Source organism: Bradyrhizobium sp. AZCC 2230, assembly GCF_036924495.1.
GTDB lineage: Bacteria > Pseudomonadota > Alphaproteobacteria > Rhizobiales > Xanthobacteraceae > Bradyrhizobium > Bradyrhizobium rifense.
The window spans coordinates 7308884-7329151 of record NZ_JAZHRS010000001.1 but is presented as its reverse complement, the minus strand read 5'-3'; the positions used below and the strand labels follow the sequence as shown (position 1 = coordinate 7329151).

Genomic DNA, 20268 nt, shown 5'->3' with positions numbered 1-20268 from the left:
CGGTTCGGTGCAAACGCGTCAGGAAGCGATCTTCGAGGCCTCATAGGGCTTCGGATCGTAACCGAACGCCGCGAGCATCGATCCGACGGCCATCAGCACGGGGTGGATTGCGACGACCGCCTGCGATGACGCCAGCAGGCGAGCCGAGCGCACCAGCGACAACGGCAACCGTCCCAATGCCTGTGCAAACAAGCGCATCCGCACCGCCGCACTCCGCGCAGCCTTGACCTGCACACGGTAGTTGATCACCCCGAGGCGCAGGCTGCGCTTTGCAATCCAGGCGGGATTGCTGCGGCTTTGCGGCACGGTCTCGGTGATGACGGCTTCCGCCGTCCAGTGGAAATTCAGGCCGGCGTCGCGGCTGCGGTTGAAGAAATCGCAATCACCGCCGCCGAGAAAATTGAAGCGCGGATCGAAGGCCGGACTGCCGAGCCGATCGAACGCGGCGCGCGTGATCAGGCAATTGCCGCAGCCATAGATCAGCGGCACGGCACCGGTGTAGTCGTAGGCGGGACAGAAGACAGGATGACGCGCGAGCCAGGGCTGGCTGTCATCGTCAAACACCGGCAGCACCGGCCCGCCGACAATGTCGGCACCGGTCGCCTCCGCAGTGCGAACCATCAGCTCGAGCCAATCGGGCGAAGCGATCTCGTCGTCATCGATCATCAGGAAGCGGGTCGCGGCGGGAAACAGCGCCTGCGCCGTCTCGAACGCGGCGTTGATCGCCTGGCAATTGCCCTGCCGCTTCTCGACCAGGCAGATGCCCTGGAGCTTGCCGGACGCGAGATACTCCGCGGCCACCGGCGCGCTCGCGCGCCCCGCCGCGTCGTTCTCGACCATCACCACCGCGAAGGAGCGCGGAGTGCGCTGGTCGACGAGCGAGTCCAGCGTCAACCGCAGATGCTGCGGGCGGCGGAAGCAGGGAATGCAGACAACGATGCCGACCGAGAGATCAATGACGCGCGAGCTCGCCGCGATCTCCCGGTTGGAGTCGCGCACGGCATCCGAGACCCGGCTGGCGGACAAATCTGTCGGGATCAGCGTCATGGTCGTCTAGATGGCTGAGACATATTGAAAAAGCCTTGCGCCCATTGTCTCTGGGCGACACGTCCGCGCGAGACAGATACGTCCCAAAATGAACGGCCTGCTTCGGCGCTCAAACTGCACCGCGACGCTATCGTCCTCGCTATGACGCGTCCTATCATGCGCTTAACCCTTTCGCATGTCTTCCCTGCGAATTCCTGCACGCGTGGTCCTGCAATTTGCAGTCCATCACCCACCAACGGCGCAACATGGACAAAGCTGTAGTTAACGCAAGTTCGAATTAACCCGGCCGTAAGCACCGCGGTCGGTCAAGGCACGCGGCATCGGATTTGCTCATCGCGTATTTATGCGCGGATGCCAGGCTCGGCACGACATGAGAGGCGCGAGGCGCCGCAGGGATCAGGAGCGAACGTGGTGCCCAAGATCGAGAACCCGGTGCTGCGGGCCGGTGCGCTCCTGTTCTTCGCCTGTCGGCGCGCCTGGCTGACGGTGCGGTACGGGCGCCGGCTCCAGCTCGGACCCGGGATCGTGTTCAAGGGTCGGCTGGTGCTCGGTCGCGGGGTCCGGGTGTCGATCGGTGCGAACTGCCGGATTGGCAAGCGCGTGCTCATCACCGGGCGCGGCCAGGTGACGGTCGGCAACGACACCTTGCTCAACGGCTGCTGGATCGGCTGCGAGCAGAGGGTCGACATCGGGTCGTTCTGCCTGATCAGCGACTGCGACATCGTCGACACGGACTTTCACAACCTTCCCCCGCGGCTTCGGCACGAGCCTGCGGTTGCTCGGGCCATCGCGCCAGTGCACATCGGGGACAACGTGTGGGTGGGCGCGCGCTCGATCGTGCTCAAGGGAGTGACGATCGGCGACGACTCGGTCGTGGGCGCCGGAGCGGTGGTGCGTGAGGACGTCGCCCCGCGCGTGGTCGTCGCGGGGAATCCGGCGGCTGTCGTCAAGAAGTTCTGCGACGACGAATAGGCAAGCACGAATAGGCAGGCATCTTGCTGACTGTACCAGAACGCTTCCGTGGACCATCATTTGCCGAGCGCGCGCACCGCTTGGCACGCATGGTAACGAAACTTTAAGCACTGGGGGCCGTGGTGACACCAAAGCGGCACTACGACGCGGCAAATGGCGGCCTGCGCTTAAACGCTTTGTTTGCCATTTCGGTGAATAGTCCCTCAATGAGTATGGTTAATTTTCCCTGTTGCGTTGATTGCGCACCTATATCCCCGGTGCGAGGCGTAAAGCGAAGAGTAACCCCTCAGCCCGCGGCCGTTGGAATGAAAGCTGGGGACTATGCTTGACTATAACCAGCCGATCGACCGGGCCAGAGATCCGACCAGATCGGAGGCCCCGCAGCGGACATCCGAGGCCAGCTTCAACGTGCTGGAGCTCGTCAGCCTGCTATGGCGGCGCAAGATCGCGATCGCCTCCGCGGCACTGATCGGCGCGTGCCTCGCCGTCACCGTCGGCAAGAGCCTGACGCCCCGCTACACCGCGACCGCCCAGCTTTATGTCGACCCGCGCGAGCTTCAGCTCGTCGATCGCGAGCTTACGCCGCGCGCCCAGGACGTCTCCGGCATGTCCATGGTGGTGGAGAGCCAGGCACGCCTGATCACCTCCAACAGCGTGCTGCTGCAGCTGATCCAGCAGGCCAATCTCGACAAGGATCCCGAATTCGGCGGCGGCGGTGACGGCAGGAGCCTGATGACGTCGCTGCTGGGCCTGATCGGCCTCCAGCCCCGGGCGCCCTCTGCCGCCGATATCAAGGACGTACAGCTCGCAGCACTCGAGGCGCTGAACAAGCACATCACGATCCGAAAGACCGAGAAGAGCTTTATCGTCGACATCGAAGTCTGGTCGACCGATCCGGCGAAGGCGGCGATGCTCGCCAACACGCTGACCAACACCTTTCTGACGGACTCGCGCAATTCGCAGGCGCTAGCCGCACGGCGCGCCACCAGTGAATTGTCCGGCCGGCTGAAGGAGCTGCGCGAACGGCTGCGCAACGCCGAAACGGCGCTTGCCTCCTACAAGGCACAGAACAATTTCGTCGGCACCCAGGACTCGCTGATCTCCGATCAGCAACTCTCCAACAGCAACCAGCGGCTGTCCGCAGCCCGCGCGGCGACGATGGACGCACAGGCGCGACTTGACCAGATCGAGGCGAACAAGCGGACCGCTGCGGATGCGGGTGCCATTCCCGAAGCGCTGCAATCGCCGACGATCGCGAACCTGCGCGCGCAATATGCCGACGCCCGCAAGAAATATGCGGAGCAGACCGCCGAGCTCGGCCCGCGCCACCCGGCATTGCGCCAGACCGAAAAGCAGGTCGAGGATCTCAAGCGCACCATCAGCGAGGAGATCGAGCGCTTTGCCCAGTCCGCCAAGAACGATCTGACCCGTGCCCGCGACTATGAGGCGTCGCTCAACCGGGCGCTGGAAGTGCAGAAGCGGCAGAGCGTGCAGCTCAGCCAGGCCGCCGTGCGCCTGCGCGAGCTCGAGCGCGAGGCCGAAGCCAGCCGCGATGTCTATCAATCCTTCCTCAAGCGCTCGCGCGAGACCGAGGAGCAGGAAACGCTCAACACCTCGGCGGCCCGCGTTATCGGCGAAGCAACCGTGCCGCAGCGGCGCTCGTTCCCGCCTGCAATGAGCCTGTTCGCGATGATCGGCTTCATCTTTGGCGCGCTGGCCGCCGCCTCCTGGTTCATCGCGGCCGAGCAGCTGTTCAACGGCGCGACGGCCCCCCAACCGACCCGCCGCGCGCGCACGCCAGCGCCGGATGCCTCGAAACCCCAGGTGGAAGCCGACGTGCCCCCGCCCGCGCTTGCGCTGGTCGAGAAACCGCTGATCGCCCGCCTTCAGGAAGCCGACGTGATCCGCACGCTCGGCGCCATTCTCGCCACCGGCAGCGGCGTCGATCTGACCCGCGTCGGCTGGCCGACGCTGCGCCCCGGATTTCCGCTGACGACGTTGCTCAACGCCTTGCGCGACATGCGGGCGGCGATGGTTCGTCGTGCCGGCGGCAAGACCATGCCGGTGATGGCACTGGTCGGCGCCGGCGACACCACCGGGCGCAGCGTGACCGCGCTGAATTTCGCGCTCGCAGCCGCGCGCGACGGCAGCCGCGTGCTGATGATCGACGCCGACCATCAGGCGCACGCTCTCTCGAACAGGATTAATCGTCCCGGCAGGAGCGAGCCAAGCAAGCTTGGCTGGCTGTCGATCGGCAGCAAGGCCGCGCGCGAGACCAAGACCGTCAACGGCATCTCGGTGCTGCCGGCGGGCGAGAGCGATGCCGCTAAGGCTGCTGACGCCATCCGCAAGGCAATCTCACAGGCGCGTTCGGCCGGCGGCTATGACCTCGTCATTCTCGACGGCCCTGCGATGCCGCTCTCTGCCGCCGGTCGCAAGCTGCTCGACAGCGCCGACGCGCTGGTGGCGGTGCTGCCGACCAGCCTCGACATCAACGACAGCATGGAAGAGATTCTGGCCGCACTCGGCGGCGCCCAGCGCAGGCTCGTCGGCGTGGTGCTCGACGAGCTCGCTCCCGCAACCCAAACGCGCCAACGAGGCAGACAATATGCTTGAGCGCCGCGTCAATCTGGACGGTCGGGCCGCGACCGCCGAGGTGCCACGGATCACCGTCGGCGGCCTTCGCATGGCCGCACTCGATCTGGAAGCCACCGCCGATTTCATGATCGAGGCGACCGATCCGCGTCATCGTATCGGCCGCCCGCTGTATCTGACGTCGGCCAATGGCGAGGTGCTGGCACGCTGCTCGACCGAGCCGCAAACCGAACGCCTGTTCCGCGCCGCCGATCTGATCAATGCCGACGGCCAGCCGCTGGTGGCGGCCTCGAAGCTGCAGTCCTGGTTTCCGCTGCCGGAGCGCGTTGCCACCACGGACCTGTTCCATGTCGTCGCGCGCAAGGCGGAAGTGGCCGGCCGCACCTTCTACATGCTCGGCGCCAGCGAGGAAGAGAACGACGCGGCGGTCAGACGGGTCCAGAACTTGTATCCGAAGCTGAGGATCGTCGGGCACAGCCACGGTTATCTCCGCGGCGACGCGCTGCGCGCCAAGGTCGAGGAGATCAATGCTCTCGCCCCGGATTGCCTGTGGGTCGCGCTCGGCGTGCCTTCTGAACAGGCCTTCGTCGAGGAATACATGCCGCTGCTGACCAATGTCGGCGTCATCAAGACATCGGGCGGCCTGTTCAACTTCCTGTCGGGCAGCCGCTCGCGCGCACCGCAATGGATGCAGCGGATCGGACTCGAATGGGCCTGGCGTACCTGGCTCGAGCCGCGCCGCCTGCTCTGGCGCTATTTGACCACCAACCCCCGCGCGATCTATCTTCTCTTCAGCCGCAACCGGCCCTTCAATCGCTGAGAGGAGTGGAACGCCATGAATGACCGGCCGACTGTCCTCGTCACAGGGGGCGCGGGCTATATTGGCTCGCATGCCTGCCGCGCCCTTTCCGCTGCCGGCTATCGGCCCGTCGTGTACGACAATCTCACCACAGGTCATCGCAGCTTCGTGGCCGGGGAGCTGGTGACGGGCGATCTGCTCGACGGCGCGACGCTGGCGCGCGCCTTTTCCGACCACAAAATAACGGCGGTGATGCATTTTGCGGCGGCGAGCCTGGTCGGCGAGTCCATGACCGACCCGCAGAAATATTACATCAACAACGTCCAGGGCACGCTGTCGCTGCTCCAGGCGATGCGCAACGCCGGCTGCCACCGCATCGTGTTCTCTTCGTCCGGCGCCGTCTATGGCAACGCCGATTCCAAGGCGCTGCCGGAGGACTTTCCCTGCGCGCCGATCAACCCCTACGGCGCGTCGAAGTGGATGATTGAGCGCATGCTCGCCGATTACCGCGCGGCCTACGGCTTCGGCGCGTTCTGCCTGCGCTATTTCAATGCCAGCGGCGCCGATCCCGCCGGCGGCATCGGCGAATTGCGTGACAACGAGACGCATCTCATCCCGCGCGCCATGATGGCGCTGCAGGGTCATGTCGAATTCGCCGTGTTCGGCGACGACTACGACACGCCCGACGGCACCGCGATCCGCGACTACATCCACGTCACCGATCTCGCTGCTGCACATGTCGCGGCGTTGAAGCTGCTGGAAACGGGACATGCCGGCGGCAGCTTCAATCTGGGAACCGGCTCGGGCTTCTCGGTGCGCGAGATCCTCACCGCCATCAGGCAGGAGACCGGGCGCGAGGTGCCGCACACCGTCAAGCCCCGCCGCGCCGGCGATCCCACCTATCTCGTCGCCGACCCCTCGGCTGCGCGAAAGGTGCTGGACTTCGTGCCGCGCCATTCCGACCTGTCGACCGTGATCCGCACCGCCTGGGCCTGGCACCAGAGGGCACATCCGCTCAAGTCGCGTTAAGCGCTCATATTGCGCCTTGCCGACCGGGGCCCCGAGCGACTAGAGTGTCGATCACAGACGGTGTCGGCAACTTTTTCGGCCGCCCTATGTGCTTATGTCGCCGCCGACGGAGCGGCACGCGAGGCTCGGCCAATAGCGCGAGCCGTTCCTTATTTACAGCGAAGCAAGCTCGAATCGGCGCATCGCCTGCTTTCAGGCGCGGCCCCAGAAAGCCCCGGAACGTATGCATCAGGCCGCGAGCCTGCAATTCGACCGCGTGATGGACGAGCTTGTCCTCTGGCACGCTGTGCCCGAGGACGAACGCTCACCGGCGCCAGCATGGTGGTGGGGACCTACGATGGCGGTGTGCGAAAGACACGAGCTGATGCCACACGCATGGTGTTGTGAACTCGGCCTGGGCGACGGCTCAAGCTTTGCCGAAGGTGCGCAGGCCCTTTTCACGCTGTTCGCCGAGCAAACCTCGCTGTCTTGGCCGGACGCCTTTCCGCGCAAAGCGGGGATCAAGGAAGACGACGTCCGCGAACTGCAGCCATTGCCGTCAGACGACAGCGCGTTTCAGCCGTAACGCCGCGGATTTGTCCACGGCCGGATCCGCCTCCGGCTGGAGCGGCGGCGCGACCGACAGCTCCACCGGCCGCAGCAATTCGGCCATCTGCTTCGCCGGCAGCGGTTTCGCGATCAGGAAACCTTGCATCTCGTCGCAGCCATGGGTGCGCAGGAAGGCCTCCTGCTCGGCGTTCTCGACGCCCTCGGCGACCACGGTCATGCCGAGCGCCTTACCCATGCTGATGATCGCCTGCGCGATCGCCTGGTCTTCCGAATCCTGCGGCAGATCACGCACGAAGGAGCGGTCGATCTTGATGGTGTCGATCGGGAAGTGCTTCATCAGCGACATCGACGAATAGCCGGTGCCGAAATCGTCGATGGCGAGCCGGATGCCGCGGCTCTGAATCGCGTCGAGCACTTTCAGCGCACGACCGACATTGCGCATCATCATGCTTTCGGTGACCTCGAGCTGGAGCAGCACCGGCGACATGCCGGAGGCCGCCAGGGCCTCGTCGACGTCCTGCAGCAGATGCTCGTCGGCAAACTGCCGCGGCGACAGGTTGACCGCCATCGACACCGGCAACAGGCCACGGCGCTGCCAGGCCATCGCCTGCGCGCAGGCTTCCTTCACCACCCAACGGCCGATCGGCACGATCAGACCGGTCTCTTCGGCAAGCGGAATGAACTGCGCCGGCGAGATATTGCCGAGATCGGGATGGCTCCAGCGTAACAGCGCTTCCACGCCGGTGATCTGGCCGGTCTCCATGTCGACCTTGGGCTGGTAGTTCAACGAGAACTGCTCGCGCTCCAGCGCCCGGCGCAGCGCGCTCTCGAGCGACAGCCGCTCGATCGACTGCGTCTTCACTTCCTTGGAGAAGAAGCGATAGCCGTTCTTGCCGTCTTCCTTGGCGAGATACATCGCCATGTCGGCGTTCTTGGTCAGTGTTTGCGCGTCGGCGCCGTTGGCCGGATACATCGCGATGCCGATCGACGCGGTGGTGTGGCACTCGTGGCCGGCGAGCTCCATGGGCTCGGCGAGCGCCGTCAACAGCCCGGTGGCGATGTGCTGGACGTCGTCGATCTCGCCGCACTGGTCGAGGATCACCACGAACTCGTCGCCGCCGAGACGCGCCACGACGTCGCTTGCCCGCAGCGCGCCGCGCAAGCGGGTCGCCACCTCGAGCAGCAGCAAGTCGCCGGCCTCATGGCCCAGCGAATCGTTGATGACCTTGAAGCGGTCGAGGTCGATAAACAGCACCGCGAAACGGTGATCATGGCGTTGCGCCGCGTCGATCGCCTCGCGCAGCAGCCCGTTGAAGGTCTCGCGGTTCGGCAGGTCGGTCAGGCTGTCATGCGACGCGAGATATTCGATGCGTTCGTCCGCCTCGTTCTTCTCGTCGGCGCGATCGAAATTCTCCATCGCGAAGGAGACGTTGCCGGCGAGACGCTGCAACAGCTCGACGAACTCGGTGGTGAAGGTCTCCTGCTCGGTCGACATGTAGATCATGACGCCGACCGGCCTGTCGTGCGTGATCAGCGGGAACGCCGCGCCGGAGCGCGCGCCGTCGCCCTGCAGCACGGCGTGGAAGGCGCTGACACGGTTGTCGTTGACATAGTCGTTGCTGACACAGGGCTGCCGGGTGCGAAACGCGGTGCCGCTCATGCCGCGGCCTTCGGGCCGGTCGGCATCGATGGAGAGACGAACGTTCCGCGTGGTCTCGGCCGACGGTCCTGCGGCCGCGACGATTTCGAGCTGGTCGCTGTCGGCGCTGGCGACCGCAATGGTCGTCGAAGTGAACTTGCCGCCGGTGGACGCGGCCTGACACACGAGCTCAAACAGCTCGGCGCGCGACTTGGCGCGCACGATCGCCTCGTTGGTGGCGCTCAGCGCCGCGAACATGCGCGTCAGGCGCTCCTTCTGCGCCTCGGCCCGGGCCCGTTCCTCGGCCCGGTCGAAATTGTCGAGCGCAAAGGAGACGTTCGCCTGCAATCGCTGCAAGAGCTCGACGAATTCGGGGGTGAAGGTACCGCGCTGGAACGAGTGGAAGAGGAAGGCACCCTCGACCCGGTCGCCGTTGAAGAGCGGCAAGGCCGCCGCCGATGCGATACCGTCCCGACGCGCGCCCTGGCGCCACGGCTTCATGCGCGGGTCCGCCCACAGATCATTGCTGACGCAGGGCTCCCGCGTACGGAACGCGGTGCCGGTCAATCCCCGTCCCTCCGGAACCTTGTCGGTCGTCGCAAGCTTGAAGCGGCGCACTTGCTCCTTGTTCGGACCGTAGCTGGCAACCACGCGGAGCAGCTCGGCATCGCGATCGACGAGCGCAATCGACGTCGACGCGAACTTGGCACCCTGCACCGTCGCCTCGCACACCAGGTCGAACAGTTCGCCGCGCGAGCGCGCCCGCAGGATGGCTTCGTTGGTGGCGCTGAGCGCCGCATACATGCGCGCGAGGCGGTCCTCCTCCTCGGCAATCCGGGCCTTCTCCGTTTCGCGGTCGAAATTCTCCAGCGCGAAGGAGACGTTCTCCGTCATGCGAAGCAGCAGCGCGACGACCTCCTCGTCGTTCGCCCATGATTTGCTAACGAACGAGAACAGCACGCCGACGCTGGCCCCGCGCTTGACCAGCGGCGCAACCATGCAAGCCACCGCCCCGGCATCGACGTTCGCCTGCTCCCACGCCGTTCCCTTGATTCGATTGGCGAGGTCGTCCTCGACGATCAGTCGTTGCGTCCGGAATGCCTCGCCGACAATACCTCTGCCGTGCGGATTCTCCGGATCGATCGAATAGTGAGCCTGTCTGATCAGATCGAGGTTCTGGCCGGTCGCAGCGACCGGCTTCAGCCAGTGCGAGTCCGGCTCACGCAGCAGAACGAAGGTGGCGAGCGACTTGGCGCAGTAGACGGCGGCATCGCAGACGCGCTGGCACAGTTCCAGCTCGGTCCTGGCGTGCAGGATGGCCTCGTTGGTCGCGCTGATGGCGCCGAACATGCGGTTGAGGCGTCGTGTCGCCCGCTCGCCGTCCTGCCGCGCGGTCTCGCGTTCGAAATTCTCCAGTGCATAGGAAATGTTGGCCGACATGCGCTCGAACAGCGACACCATCTGCTCGGTCAACGAGCCGGCCTCGCTACGGGTTACGAACAGCACGCCGACGCTCTTGCCGTTGCACAGCAGCGGCAGCGCCGCCGCGGCGCCGATATTCGCCCTGGCCGCGCCCTCACGCCACGCCAGCGAGCGCGCATCGTTCAAATAGTCATTGCTGATGCAGAGCTTCTGGCTGCGAAACGCCTCGCCGCCGACACCCGAGCCCTCGGGCGCGCCAGCTTCGGTGGTGATCTTGATCGCGCGCAGACGCGCCACGTCGTCACCGCGCCCTGCGGCAAAGCGCAAGTGCTGGCCATCCGGCTCCACCAGGAACACGGCGACAGCCATGAAATCCCCGCTCGAAAACCCGGCGTCGCAGACCATCTGGTACAGCGCGTCCGGCGATTTCGCGTAGAGGATCGCTTCATTGATGGCGCTCAACGCCGCAAAGGTGCGCGCGAGTGTCGTCGGCACGATCTTAACTCCCGGGCATTTCTGCCGATTTATCCCGAGTGCTCTATGAACGGGGATCGCCTAAGTGGTCGTTATTGCGCGCTGGAAACCGCCGATCACAGTGAACGAGCTACGAATGACGCGCGCGAAATGATCGGGAATACCGCCGCGCGGCAGGAATTGGCGGCCAAAGGCGCGCTCTCTTTACGAATTTGCAGCCCTGTATTGGTTTACGGGAGATTGATATCGGCGTGGGGCTTTGAGACGATGGCTCCCAACAACGCCCACCAAGGGCGAGACCTGAGGGAACGCCATGCCCATCGTCAAGGCCGACCGCCTCACGCGCGTCAGCGCTGCTTTGCTCCGTGCCGCCGGAGCCTCCGAGGAAGAAGCCGACGCTGTTGCCGTCGGCTGCGTCAACGCCAATCTCGCCGGCCATGATTCCCACGGCGTGATCGCGGTTCCGACCTATATCGATCGTATCAAGGCCGGACACATCGTCCCCGGCGCCAAATGGACCATCGTCCAGGAATCGCCGACCACGACCGTGATCGACGGCCATTGGGGTTTTGGCTTCCACGTCAACGCCAAGGCGATGGCGCTGACGATCGAAAAGGCGAAGACGGCGAACGTCGCCGCCTGCACCGTGTTCCGGCAGAGCCATGTCGGCCGCCTCGCGGCCTACCCGCTGATGGCGATGCGCGAAGGCATGATCGGGATTGCCACTGCCGATTCCGGCCGCTCGCCAAAACACGTCGCGCCGTTCGGCGGCAAGGAGGCGCGGCTCGGCACCAACCCGATCTCGATCGCGGTGCCGTCCGATCTCGAGGCGCCGTTCTATCTGGACATGGCGACGTCCGCAGTCGCGGCCGGCAAGATCCAGCTCGCGGTCGCCCGCGGCGAGGAGATTCCAACCGGATGGATCATCGATGCCGAGGGCCGGCACACCACCGATCCCACGCAGTATCGCAAGGGCGGCGCGCTGCTGCCGCTCGGCGGCACCGAAGGTTACAAAGGTAGCGGTCTCGCGGCCATGGTCGAGGTGCTGTGCGGCCTGCTCACCGGATTGGGATTCGGCGTCGAGCCAACCGGGAGGCACAATGACGGATGCTTCATGGCGGTGTTCAACGTCGCCGCCTTCCGCCCGCTGAAGGAATTCAAGCGCGAGGTCGCCGAGTTCGCGCAGTACCTGAAATCGACGCCGCCGTCCGCAGGCAGCCAAGGCGTCTACTATCCCGGCGAGATCGAGGGCGTGCGCGAGCAGCAACGCCTGTGCGACGGCATCGAGGTCGAGGATGCGACCTGGGAGAAATTGCGCACGCTCGCGCGCGACTACAGGCTCGACACCGTCCTCGATCTGGCCTGAGGCAATTCGGAGAACGCAGCATGAATCGGCAGATGGTCCTGGTCGGCTTCCTTCAGGCGCAGAACTGCACGAACTTGCCGAGCTCGTGGCGGCATCCGGACTCGCGCGCCGATTCGATGTCGGCGGATTATTACCAGGAGATCGCGCGGATTCTCGAAGCCGGCAAGTTCCACATGGCGTTCTTCGACGATCGTCTCGCCATGCCGGACCGCTATGGCAACGACCACGCCCACACCGTCGAATACGGCATCCGTTGCGTGAAGATGGATCCACTGATCGTGCTGACCACCATGGGCTTGGTCACCGACAGGCTCGGGCTGGGAGCGACCTGCTCCACCACCTATTACGAGCCCTTCGACGTCGCCCGCCGTTTTGCCACGCTCGATCTGATGTCGGGCGGGCGCGCGGGCTGGAACGTCGTGACCTCGCTCAACGACGGTGAAGCCCTCAACATGGGGCGCGACTCCCATCCCGAACACGATTCGCGCTATGACAAGGCCGACGAGTTCATGGAGGTCGTGCTCGGCCATTGGGACACGTGGGAAGATGGCGCGCTCATCATGGACAAGACGAGCGGCCGCTTTGCCGATCCAACCAAGGTGAAGCGACTCGATCACAAGGGCGCAGCGTTCAAGTCGCGCGGGCCGTTCACGGTGCCGCGCTCGGACCAGGGCCATCCCGTCATCATCCAGGCCGGCGCGTCCGGCCGCGGCCAGCGCTTTGCCGGCCGATGGGGCGAGGTGATCTTTACGGCCGCGCGCAATCTGCAGGGCGGCAAGGACGGCTACGCCGCCGTGCGCAACGAGGCCGCGAAAGCCGGCCGCGATCCCGATCAGATGTTCCTCTGCAATCTGACGACGCCGGTTTGCGCCGCGACCAAGGCTGAGGCCGAGGACAAGATGGCGCTGATCAACAAGCTGCCGCTCGAGATCGACGCGCTGTCGCTGCTCGCCGAAGCGCTCAATTACGACTTCGCCTCCAAGGATCTCGACGCGCCGCTGACGACGGACGAGCTCAAAAGCATGCAGGGCATTCTGGGCATCCGCGACGGCGTGCTGAAGAACTCCGGCAAGAGCAATCCGAGTGCGCGTGACTTCGTCACCTTCTCCGGCCGCGGCCAGGTGCACGACGCCATGGTCGGCGGGCCTAAGGAGATCGCAGACAAGTTAGAGGAAATGTTCGTCGAGCGCGGCTGCGATGGCTTTGTCATCGCGGCGACCTATGTGCCCGGCTCCTACGCGGACTTCGTGCAGCATATCGTGCCGGAATTGCAGCGGCGCGGGCTGTTCCAGAAGGAGTATCGCGGCAAGACATTGCGGGACAATCTCGGGCTGAAACGGCCGGCCGCCGGGGCCTGGAAACTACAGCCGCGCGACGCCGCGGAATAACAACGAGGACAAGACATGCGCTGGCTGAAATTCACCGCCTCCGGCAAGACGTCCTGGGGCCTTGTCGAGGGCAATCAAGTCGTCGCGGTCGACGGCGATCCGTTCAGTGAATGGCAGCGGACCTCGCGCACGCATCCGCTTTCGCAGGTCAAGATCGAGCTACCGCTGATCCCGCGCACCTTCTATTGCGTCGGCCTGAACTACCTGAAGCATCTGAAAGAAGCCGCCGACAAGCGCGGCGAGGTACCGGCAGTGCCTGAGCGGCCCGAGATCGGCTATCGCGCGCAGAACGCGCTGATCGCGCATGACGAGGATGTCGTGATCCCGTCTTTCGCGACGGAAAAGATCCATTACGAGGGCGAGCTTGCCGTCGTCATCGGCAAGAAGGTGAAGCACCTGACGGCTGAGAACGCGATGGATTGCGTGTTCGGCTACACCATCGGCAACGACGTCAGCGAACGCTCCTGGCAGAAGGCCGACCGCAGCCTGTGGCGCTCGAAGAATGCCGACACGTTCAAGCCGATGGGCCCGTGGATCGAGACCGAGGCCGATCTTGCGACGATGGAAACGATCGTCCGCGTCAACGGCAAGGAGACCAACCGCTTCCGTACCAACGACATGATCTTCGGCGTGGTGCCGTTCCTGGTCGAGCTGACCAGATATTTCACGCTGTGGCCAGGCGACGTGATCTGGATGGGCACGGACGGAGCATCACCGGATATCAAACACGGCGACGTCGTGGAGATCGACATCACCGGCGTCGGGACGTTGCGGAACAGGTTTGTGTGGGAGGGTCGGTAAATCAGCTCGAGCCGCCCGATCGGCCCTTCACATGGTCGATGAAGGCTCGCAACTTCGGCATGATTTGTCGATGGCCGGGATAGTAGAGAAACACACCCGGCGTCATCGGTACAAATTGCTCCAGCACAGGAACGAGTTTTCCCGTCCTCATGGCGTCTGCGGCCAGCGGGCCGGGCACTTGCGCAAGTCCGACGCCCTCGACCGCAGCTCCGACCAATGTGGGAAAGTCGTTGGCGATGAAAGGTCCCGAAACGGCGATCTCGATCGAACGACCGTTGTCGTTGACCGACCATGATGCGAGCGCGCCGCTCGATCGTCGCAATCTCAAGCACGCGTGCTGGCGCAAATCATCGGGACGCCGGGGCCGGCCGCGCCCGGCGAGGTAAGTCGGGCTGCCCACGATCACGAAAGGCAGCGCCTTTGTCAGGCGTACCGCGACCATGTCCGGGGAGATGAACTGCCCCATTCTGATGCCGGCATCAAAGCCCCCGGCTGCGAGATCGACCAGTTCTTCGCTTGCGGCAAGCTCCACCTCAATCTCGGGAAATGCCTGGCAGAACGACGCCACCAGTGGCTCCAGCAGGATTGGCACGACCGAGCGCGGTACGGTGAGACGCAACAGCCCGGCCGGCCGCTGTCCAAGTTCACGCGCAGCCCCGCTGGCCGCGACGAGCTCCTCGAAGGCAGGCCTAGCGCGCGCAAGGAACCGTTCGCCGGCTTCGGTCAGACCAACGCTACGGGTCGTACGGATGAAGAGCGCCGCGCCCACGCGCGCCTCAAGCGTCCGGACCGCCTGACTGATCGCCGACGGCGTGACCCCGAGCTCAGCGGCCGCCCGACGAAAACTGCGGTGCTGGGCGACACTCAGGAACGCCTCGACGCCGTCGAGCGCCCCCTGCCTGACTGTGAAGTTCTGCTTCATAGCCCGTCAACATTATCGCGAATAGTCGCTCACGGAAAGACGCCTTACATCCGGATTGCAACTGAGCCGCACGGGAGAAGCGAAACCGATGAAGGCAATCCGCAACGCCGCCCTGGCCCTCACCCTCTCACTGACAGGTGTCACCATGACCGATCCATCCCTTGCTCAAGCACAAGCACCGTCACCCACGACCACGGGCGTGTTGGTCATCCTGACCGTCAAGGCAGGCATCGCGCGCGAGCAGGTCATGGCCGTCATGCCTGATGAAGTCAGGCAGACAGTGCAGCTCTATCTCAACGGAAAAGTCCGCGAATGGTATTCGCGGTCCGATGGGCGCGGCGCCGTCTTTCTGCTGGACGTCAAGGATGTCGCCGAAGGGCACGCGATCATGGATGCCCTGCCACTCGCCAAACAGGATCTCATCGACCACGAATACATCGCGGTCGGCCCGCTCATGCCGCTCGGCCTGCTCATGACCAAACCCTGACCGGCCGCTGGCCTCGACCTCATCCGACCGGACGAATCATCATAAGGACATTCGAACGTGCCACCGGGCTTCAACCTTCCATTTGTCCTTAGCGTCGCTGGCGCCTTCCTGACAAGCGCGGTGGTGGCCTCCGTCTATGTTTGGCCTCTCCTTCGTACGATGCCGCGCTATGACGCCCTGAGACTTCTCGCAGCCTTCCATGCGTTCCGCTTCCTGGGGATGAACTTCATGATCGCTGGATTCGTCTCCTCGGAGTTGAGCGCGGATTTCGCCAGCGAAGTCGGATGGGGAGATCTCATCGCCGCCACTCTGGCACTCATCTCAATGGCGGCGCTGTCCTGGCGATGGTCGATCGCCGTTCCGATAGTCTGGATCTTCAACATCTGGGGTACGCTCGATCTGCTCAATGCGTACTACGTGGGCGCGACGAAGATTCAGAATCCCGGCCTGTTCGGCGCCGGCATTTATATCCCGGCCCTTTATGTGCCTCTGCTGCTGGTCAGCCACGTCCTCGTCTTCATGATTCTGTTGAGGCCCGGATCGGAAGAACAGACCCCGTGATGGACCGCAACGGGCGCGCGAATAAAGTCCTCTCAAAAAGGGAGCGCCGTAGGGTGGGCAAAGCGAAGCGTGCCCACCACCTTCATCATCGAGGCAGGATGGTGGGCACGGCGCTACGCGCCTTTGCCCACCCTACGAGACTTCCCGAGTCTCAGAAAGGCAGCGCCACGCTTGTCTTGATCTCCTTCAGCACGACATTGCTGCGGACGTAGCGGATGCCGGGGATGCGGAACATGAACTCGTCGAGGAAGTGGTTGTAGGCCGCCATGTCCTGCACGACGACGCGCAGATGATAATCGGCGTCGCCCGTCGTCGCAAAACACTCCAGCACCTCGCGGCGCGTGGTGACGCGGGACACGAACTCATCGACGAATTTGGCATCGTGCCGCTCCAGCGACACGTGAAGGATGGCCGACATCGCAAATCCCGCCTGCTCGCGCGCAACCAGCGCCGCATAGCCGCGAATGACGCCGCTGTCCTCCAGCGCACGCACCCGGCGCCAGCAGGCCGAGGTCGACATGCCGACCTCGTCGGCGAGCTGCTGGTTGGTGGCGCGGCCGTCCTTCTGGAGGTGGGCGAGAATCCGCGTGTCCTGGTCTTCAATCATCGAGAACCCTCAAATCGATTAAATCTACCAAAATTATGCAACATATGCAAAATTCTACCGTTTCTGCGTTCTAATCGGGATAAATAGGTAAGACCTACCAGCGCGCCAAGCCTAACCTTCGCCTATCCGGCAGGATGCCGCGCGAGGTCCGATATGGACGCCATTCCTTCACTCGACGCCTACGAACTCTCCGACCGTTACGACCGCGGGGAGGGTCGCGTCTTCCTCACCGGCACGCAGGCGATCGTCCGCATCGCGCTCGACCAGATCAGGCGCGACCGCACCGCGGGGCTCAACACCGCCGGCTTCATCTCCGGCTATCGCGGCTCACCGCTCGGCGGCGTTGATCTCGAACTGTGGCGCATCCAGCAGCGATTGAAGCAGGACCGCATCGAATTCCTACCCGCCGTGAACGAGGACCTCGCGGCAACCGCCGTGCTCGGCTCGCAGCAGGTCGAGACCCAGGCCGAACGCGAGGTCGATGGCGTGTTCGGGCTCTGGTACGGCAAGGGCCCCGGCGTCGATCGCTCCGGCGATGCGCTCAAGCACGGCAATGCCTACGGCTCGTCGCCGCATGGCGGCGTGCTGGTGGTCGCCGGCGACGACCATGGCTGCGTGTCGTCCTCGATGCCGCACCAGTCCGACGTCGCCTTCATGAGCTGGTTCATGCCGACGCTGCACCCCGCAAGCGTCAGCGAATATCTGGAGTTCGGCGAATATGGCTACGCGCTGAGCCGCTTCTCCGGCATGTGGGTCGGCTTCAAGGCGATCTCGGAGATCGTCGAGTCAGGCGCATCCGTCGCGCTGCGCCCACCGCGCCTGTTCCGCACGCCCGACTTCACCCCGCCGCCGGGCGGACTGCACTATCGCTGGCCCGATCTGCCGGGCCCGCAGATCGAGGAGCGGCTGGAAGCGAAAAAGCACGCGGTCTATGCCTTCGCCAAGGCCAATCCGATCGACCGCCATATCTACGACATTCCAAACGCCACCTACGGCATCGTCACCACCGGCAAGGCGCATCTCGATCTGATGGAAGCGCTGCGGCTGATGGGCCTCGATGAAGCCGCCTGCCGCAGCATCGGCATCGACATCTACAAGGTCGGCATGGTCTGGCCGCTGGCGCTGCATGACGCCATGGATTTCGTGAAGGGCAAGCGCGAGATCCTCGTGGTCGAGGAGAAGCGCGGCATCATCGAGAGCCAGTTCAAGGAATATTTTTACGACTATCCCGGCGCGAAACCCGAGCGAATGGTCGGCAAGCACGACGAAACCGGCGCGCGGCTGATCTCCTGGATCGGCGAATTGTCGCCGCGCGCGTTGGCGTCCGTGCTCGCCCGCCGGCTCGATCCGATGTTTCCGGGGCTCAATCTTGCCGCGCGTGCCGCAGCACTCCTGCCGGAGGCCGAGCGCACGATCAATGTGTCGGGCGCGACGCGCACGCCCTATTTCTGCTCCGGCTGTCCGCACAACATTTCGACAAAAGTGCCCGAGGGCTCAAAAGCGTTGGCCGGCATCGGCTGCCATTTCATGGCGAGCTGGATGGACCGCGAGACCTCGTCGCTGATCCAGATGGGCGGCGAAGGCGTGAACTGGGCCGCATCGTCGCGGTTCACCGGCCACAAGCACGTCTTCCAGAATCTCGGCGAAGGCACCTACTACCATTCCGGCTCGATGGCGATCCGGCAGGCGATCGCTGCCAAGGCCAACATCACCTACAAGATCCTGTTCAATGATGCCGTGGCGATGACCGGTGGCCAGCCGGTCGACGGTCCGATCAGCGTGCATGCCATCGCGCACAGCGTCCGTGCCGAAGGCGTGGCCCGCATCGCGCTGGTGTCGGACGATCCCGCGCAATTCCTGCCCGCGGATTTGCCCAGCGGCGTCACCATTCATCCGCGCGAGGAGATGGACGCCGTGCAGCGCGAGCTGCGCGACGTCAACGGCGTCTCCGTGCTGATCTACCAGCAAACCTGCGCGACAGAGAAGCGGCGCCGGCGCAAGCGCGGACAGATGGCCGATCCCAAGCGCTTTGCCTACATCAACGATCTCGTCTGCGAAGGCTGCGGCGACTGCTCGGTCGAGTCCAACTGCCTCAGCGTCGAACCGAAGGAGACGCCCTTCGGCCGCAAGCGTCAGATCAATCTGTCGGCGTGCAACAAGGATTTCTCCTGCCTCAACGGCTTTTGCCCGAGCTTTGTCACCGTCGAAGGCGCGACGCGCCGGAAGAAGGGCGCCAGCCAGATCGATGCAATCGGTCGCGCGGCCACGCTCTCCCTCCCCGCCCCCGCCGCGCTCGATCGTCCCTACGATCTCCTCGTGACCGGCGTCGGCGGCACCGGCGTGATCACGGTCGGCGCGCTGATCGGGATGGCCGCGCATCTGGAGCGCCGCGGCGTCTCGGTGTTGGATTTTACCGGCTTTGCGCAGAAGTTTGGCCCGGTGCTGAGCTTCATCCGCCTCGCCTCAAGTCCCGAGGCGCTGCACCAGGTCCGCATCGACCAGGGTGCGGCCGATGCGCTGATCGGCTGCGACCTCGTCGTCAGCTCCTCGCCGAAGGCGTCCGGCACCTATCGCCACGGCACACGCGCTGCAATCAACACCGCGGAGATGCCGACCGGCGACGTCGTCCGCTTCCGCGACGCCGATCTCGCTTCCCCCGCCCGCCTGCGCGCGATCCGGCACGTCATCGGCAGTGACAATCTCGACTGCATCAACGCCAATGCACTGGCCGAGCACCTGCTCGGCGACGCCGTCTATGCCAACATCATCATGCTGGGCTTTGCCTGGCAGCGCGGGCTGGTGCCGGTTTCGCTATCGGCGCTGCTGCGCGCGATCGAGCTCAACGGCGTCACGGTCGAACGCAACAAGCAGGCTTTTGCCTGGGGTCGGATCGCCGCGGCCGATCCGGACCTTTTGCCGAAAGCGAACGAGGCTCCCAAGGCCGAGACGCTCGACCAACTCATCGCCCGGCGCGCCGATTTCCTCACCGCCTATCAGGATGGGGCTTTTGCGGCACGCTACCGGGCGCTCATCGAAAAAGTTCGTGCTGCCGAAGCCGCCCTCAACAGCGAGGCCCTGAGCGAGGCCGTCGCCCGCGCCCTCTTCAAGCTGATGGCCTACAAGGATGAATATGAGGTCGCGCGCCTGCACATGCAGACCGGCTTTCTCGACGAGCTGAAGCGCGAGTTTGAGGATGGCTTCAGCGTCCAGTATCATCTCGCTCCACCGTTCCTGCCATCCAAGCACGACGCACGCGGCCGCCCGCGCAAGCGCACTTTCGGCCAGTGGATCCAGATGCCGCTCGCAGTGCTGGCGCGGCTCAAGGTGCTGCGCGGAACGCGGTTCGATCCGTTCGGCTACACGGCCGAGCGACGCACTGAGCGCGAGCTGATCGGCTGGTATGAAGGCGTCATCGCGCAAATTCTGGACCGGCTCGAAACGGCGAATCTGCCCGACCTCATCGCCATCGCCAAAGCCCCGATGGACATCCGCGGCTACGGCCCGGTGAAGGACATCGCGATCGCGAAGGTGAAGCCCGAGGTCGAGCGGCTGCTCGCCGCTCTGGCCAAATCTTCATCGGCAAGGGTGCGCGCCACCGGTTGACGCGACG

The 20268-nt window shown here is 64.6% G+C and carries 15 protein-coding genes; 11 read left to right on the top strand and 4 right to left on the bottom strand.

Annotated elements, in window-relative coordinates; translation table 11 throughout:
- Positions 1-18 precede the first annotated feature (18 nt).
- Positions 19-1047, bottom strand: coding sequence for a glycosyltransferase family 2 protein (locus V1280_RS34935; protein ID WP_334535145.1), 1029 nt, complete (start codon positions 1045-1047; stop codon positions 19-21).
- Positions 1048-1458: 411 nt separating this feature from the next.
- On the opposite strand from V1280_RS34935, the gene V1280_RS34930 reads away from it, so the two are divergent.
- The 5 genes from V1280_RS34930 (at position 1459) to V1280_RS34910 (ending at position 7007) form a co-directional block, all read left to right on the top strand.
- Positions 1459-2019 (top strand): acyltransferase, encoded by a 561-nt coding sequence (locus V1280_RS34930; protein WP_334535143.1) that lies wholly within the window; start codon positions 1459-1461, stop codon positions 2017-2019.
- Between the two features lie 321 nt (positions 2020-2340).
- Positions 2341-4635: a GumC family protein gene (locus V1280_RS34925; protein ID WP_334535142.1), complete on the top strand. Its 2295-nt coding sequence runs from the start codon at positions 2341-2343 to the stop codon at positions 4633-4635.
- Positions 4628-5434: a WecB/TagA/CpsF family glycosyltransferase gene (locus V1280_RS34920; RefSeq protein WP_334535140.1), complete on the top strand. Its 807-nt coding sequence runs from the start codon at positions 4628-4630 to the stop codon at positions 5432-5434. Before V1280_RS34925 ends, V1280_RS34920 begins: the two co-directional genes overlap by 8 nt.
- Positions 5435-5449: 15 nt before the next feature.
- Positions 5450-6442, top strand: a complete 993-nt coding sequence (gene galE / locus V1280_RS34915) for a UDP-glucose 4-epimerase GalE (RefSeq protein WP_334535138.1) — start codon at positions 5450-5452, stop codon at positions 6440-6442.
- A gap of 223 nt (positions 6443-6665) precedes the next feature.
- Positions 6666-7007, top strand: coding sequence for a hypothetical protein (locus V1280_RS34910; RefSeq protein ID WP_334535137.1), 342 nt, complete (start codon positions 6666-6668; stop codon positions 7005-7007).
- Here V1280_RS34910 and V1280_RS34905 read toward each other — a convergent pair.
- A complete protein-coding gene (locus V1280_RS34905) occupies positions 6981-10547 on the bottom strand; it encodes a bifunctional diguanylate cyclase/phosphodiesterase (RefSeq protein ID WP_334535135.1) in 3567 nt (1188 codons plus the stop codon). The two genes, V1280_RS34910 and V1280_RS34905, sit on opposite strands and share 27 nt — an antisense overlap.
- A gap of 292 nt (positions 10548-10839) precedes the next feature.
- Between V1280_RS34905 and V1280_RS34900 the strand changes: the two genes are divergently transcribed.
- From V1280_RS34900 to V1280_RS34890, 3 genes are read left to right on the top strand one after another with little or no spacing between them, the layout of a single operon-like run.
- Positions 10840-11892: an Ldh family oxidoreductase gene (locus V1280_RS34900; RefSeq protein WP_334535133.1), complete on the top strand. Its 1053-nt coding sequence runs from the start codon at positions 10840-10842 to the stop codon at positions 11890-11892.
- A gap of 20 nt (positions 11893-11912) precedes the next feature.
- Entirely contained in the window at positions 11913-13280 is a 1368-nt protein-coding gene (locus V1280_RS34895; protein WP_334535131.1) for an LLM class flavin-dependent oxidoreductase, read from the top strand.
- 15 nt (positions 13281-13295) lie between these two features.
- Positions 13296-14081, top strand: coding sequence for a fumarylacetoacetate hydrolase family protein (locus V1280_RS34890; RefSeq protein ID WP_334535129.1), 786 nt, complete (start codon positions 13296-13298; stop codon positions 14079-14081).
- A gap of 1 nt (position 14082) precedes the next feature.
- Here the strand turns inward: V1280_RS34890 and V1280_RS34885 are convergent, their stop codons facing one another.
- Positions 14083-15003, bottom strand: coding sequence for a LysR family transcriptional regulator (locus tag V1280_RS34885; RefSeq protein WP_334535127.1), 921 nt, complete (start codon positions 15001-15003; stop codon positions 14083-14085).
- Between the two features lie 88 nt (positions 15004-15091).
- On the opposite strand from V1280_RS34885, the gene V1280_RS34880 reads away from it, so the two are divergent.
- Together V1280_RS34880 and V1280_RS34875 are read left to right on the top strand one after the other, a co-directional pair.
- Positions 15092-15490 carry a hypothetical protein gene (locus V1280_RS34880; RefSeq protein WP_334535125.1) on the top strand — a complete coding sequence of 133 codons (399 nt, stop codon included), beginning with the start codon at positions 15092-15094 and terminating at the stop codon, positions 15488-15490.
- Positions 15491-15547: 57 nt separating this feature from the next.
- On the top strand, positions 15548-16051 hold the full coding sequence (locus V1280_RS34875) for a hypothetical protein (RefSeq protein WP_334535123.1): 504 nt from the start codon (positions 15548-15550) through the stop codon (positions 16049-16051).
- 151 nt (positions 16052-16202) lie between these two features.
- Here V1280_RS34875 and V1280_RS34870 read toward each other — a convergent pair whose 3' ends face one another.
- Positions 16203-16658 (bottom strand): Lrp/AsnC family transcriptional regulator, encoded by a 456-nt coding sequence (locus V1280_RS34870; RefSeq protein WP_334535121.1) that lies wholly within the window; start codon positions 16656-16658, stop codon positions 16203-16205.
- Positions 16659-16811: 153 nt separating this feature from the next.
- On the opposite strand from V1280_RS34870, the gene V1280_RS34865 reads away from it, so the two are divergent.
- Entirely contained in the window at positions 16812-20261 is a 3450-nt protein-coding gene (locus V1280_RS34865; RefSeq protein WP_334535119.1) for an indolepyruvate ferredoxin oxidoreductase family protein, read from the top strand.
- Positions 20262-20268 lie beyond the last annotated feature (7 nt).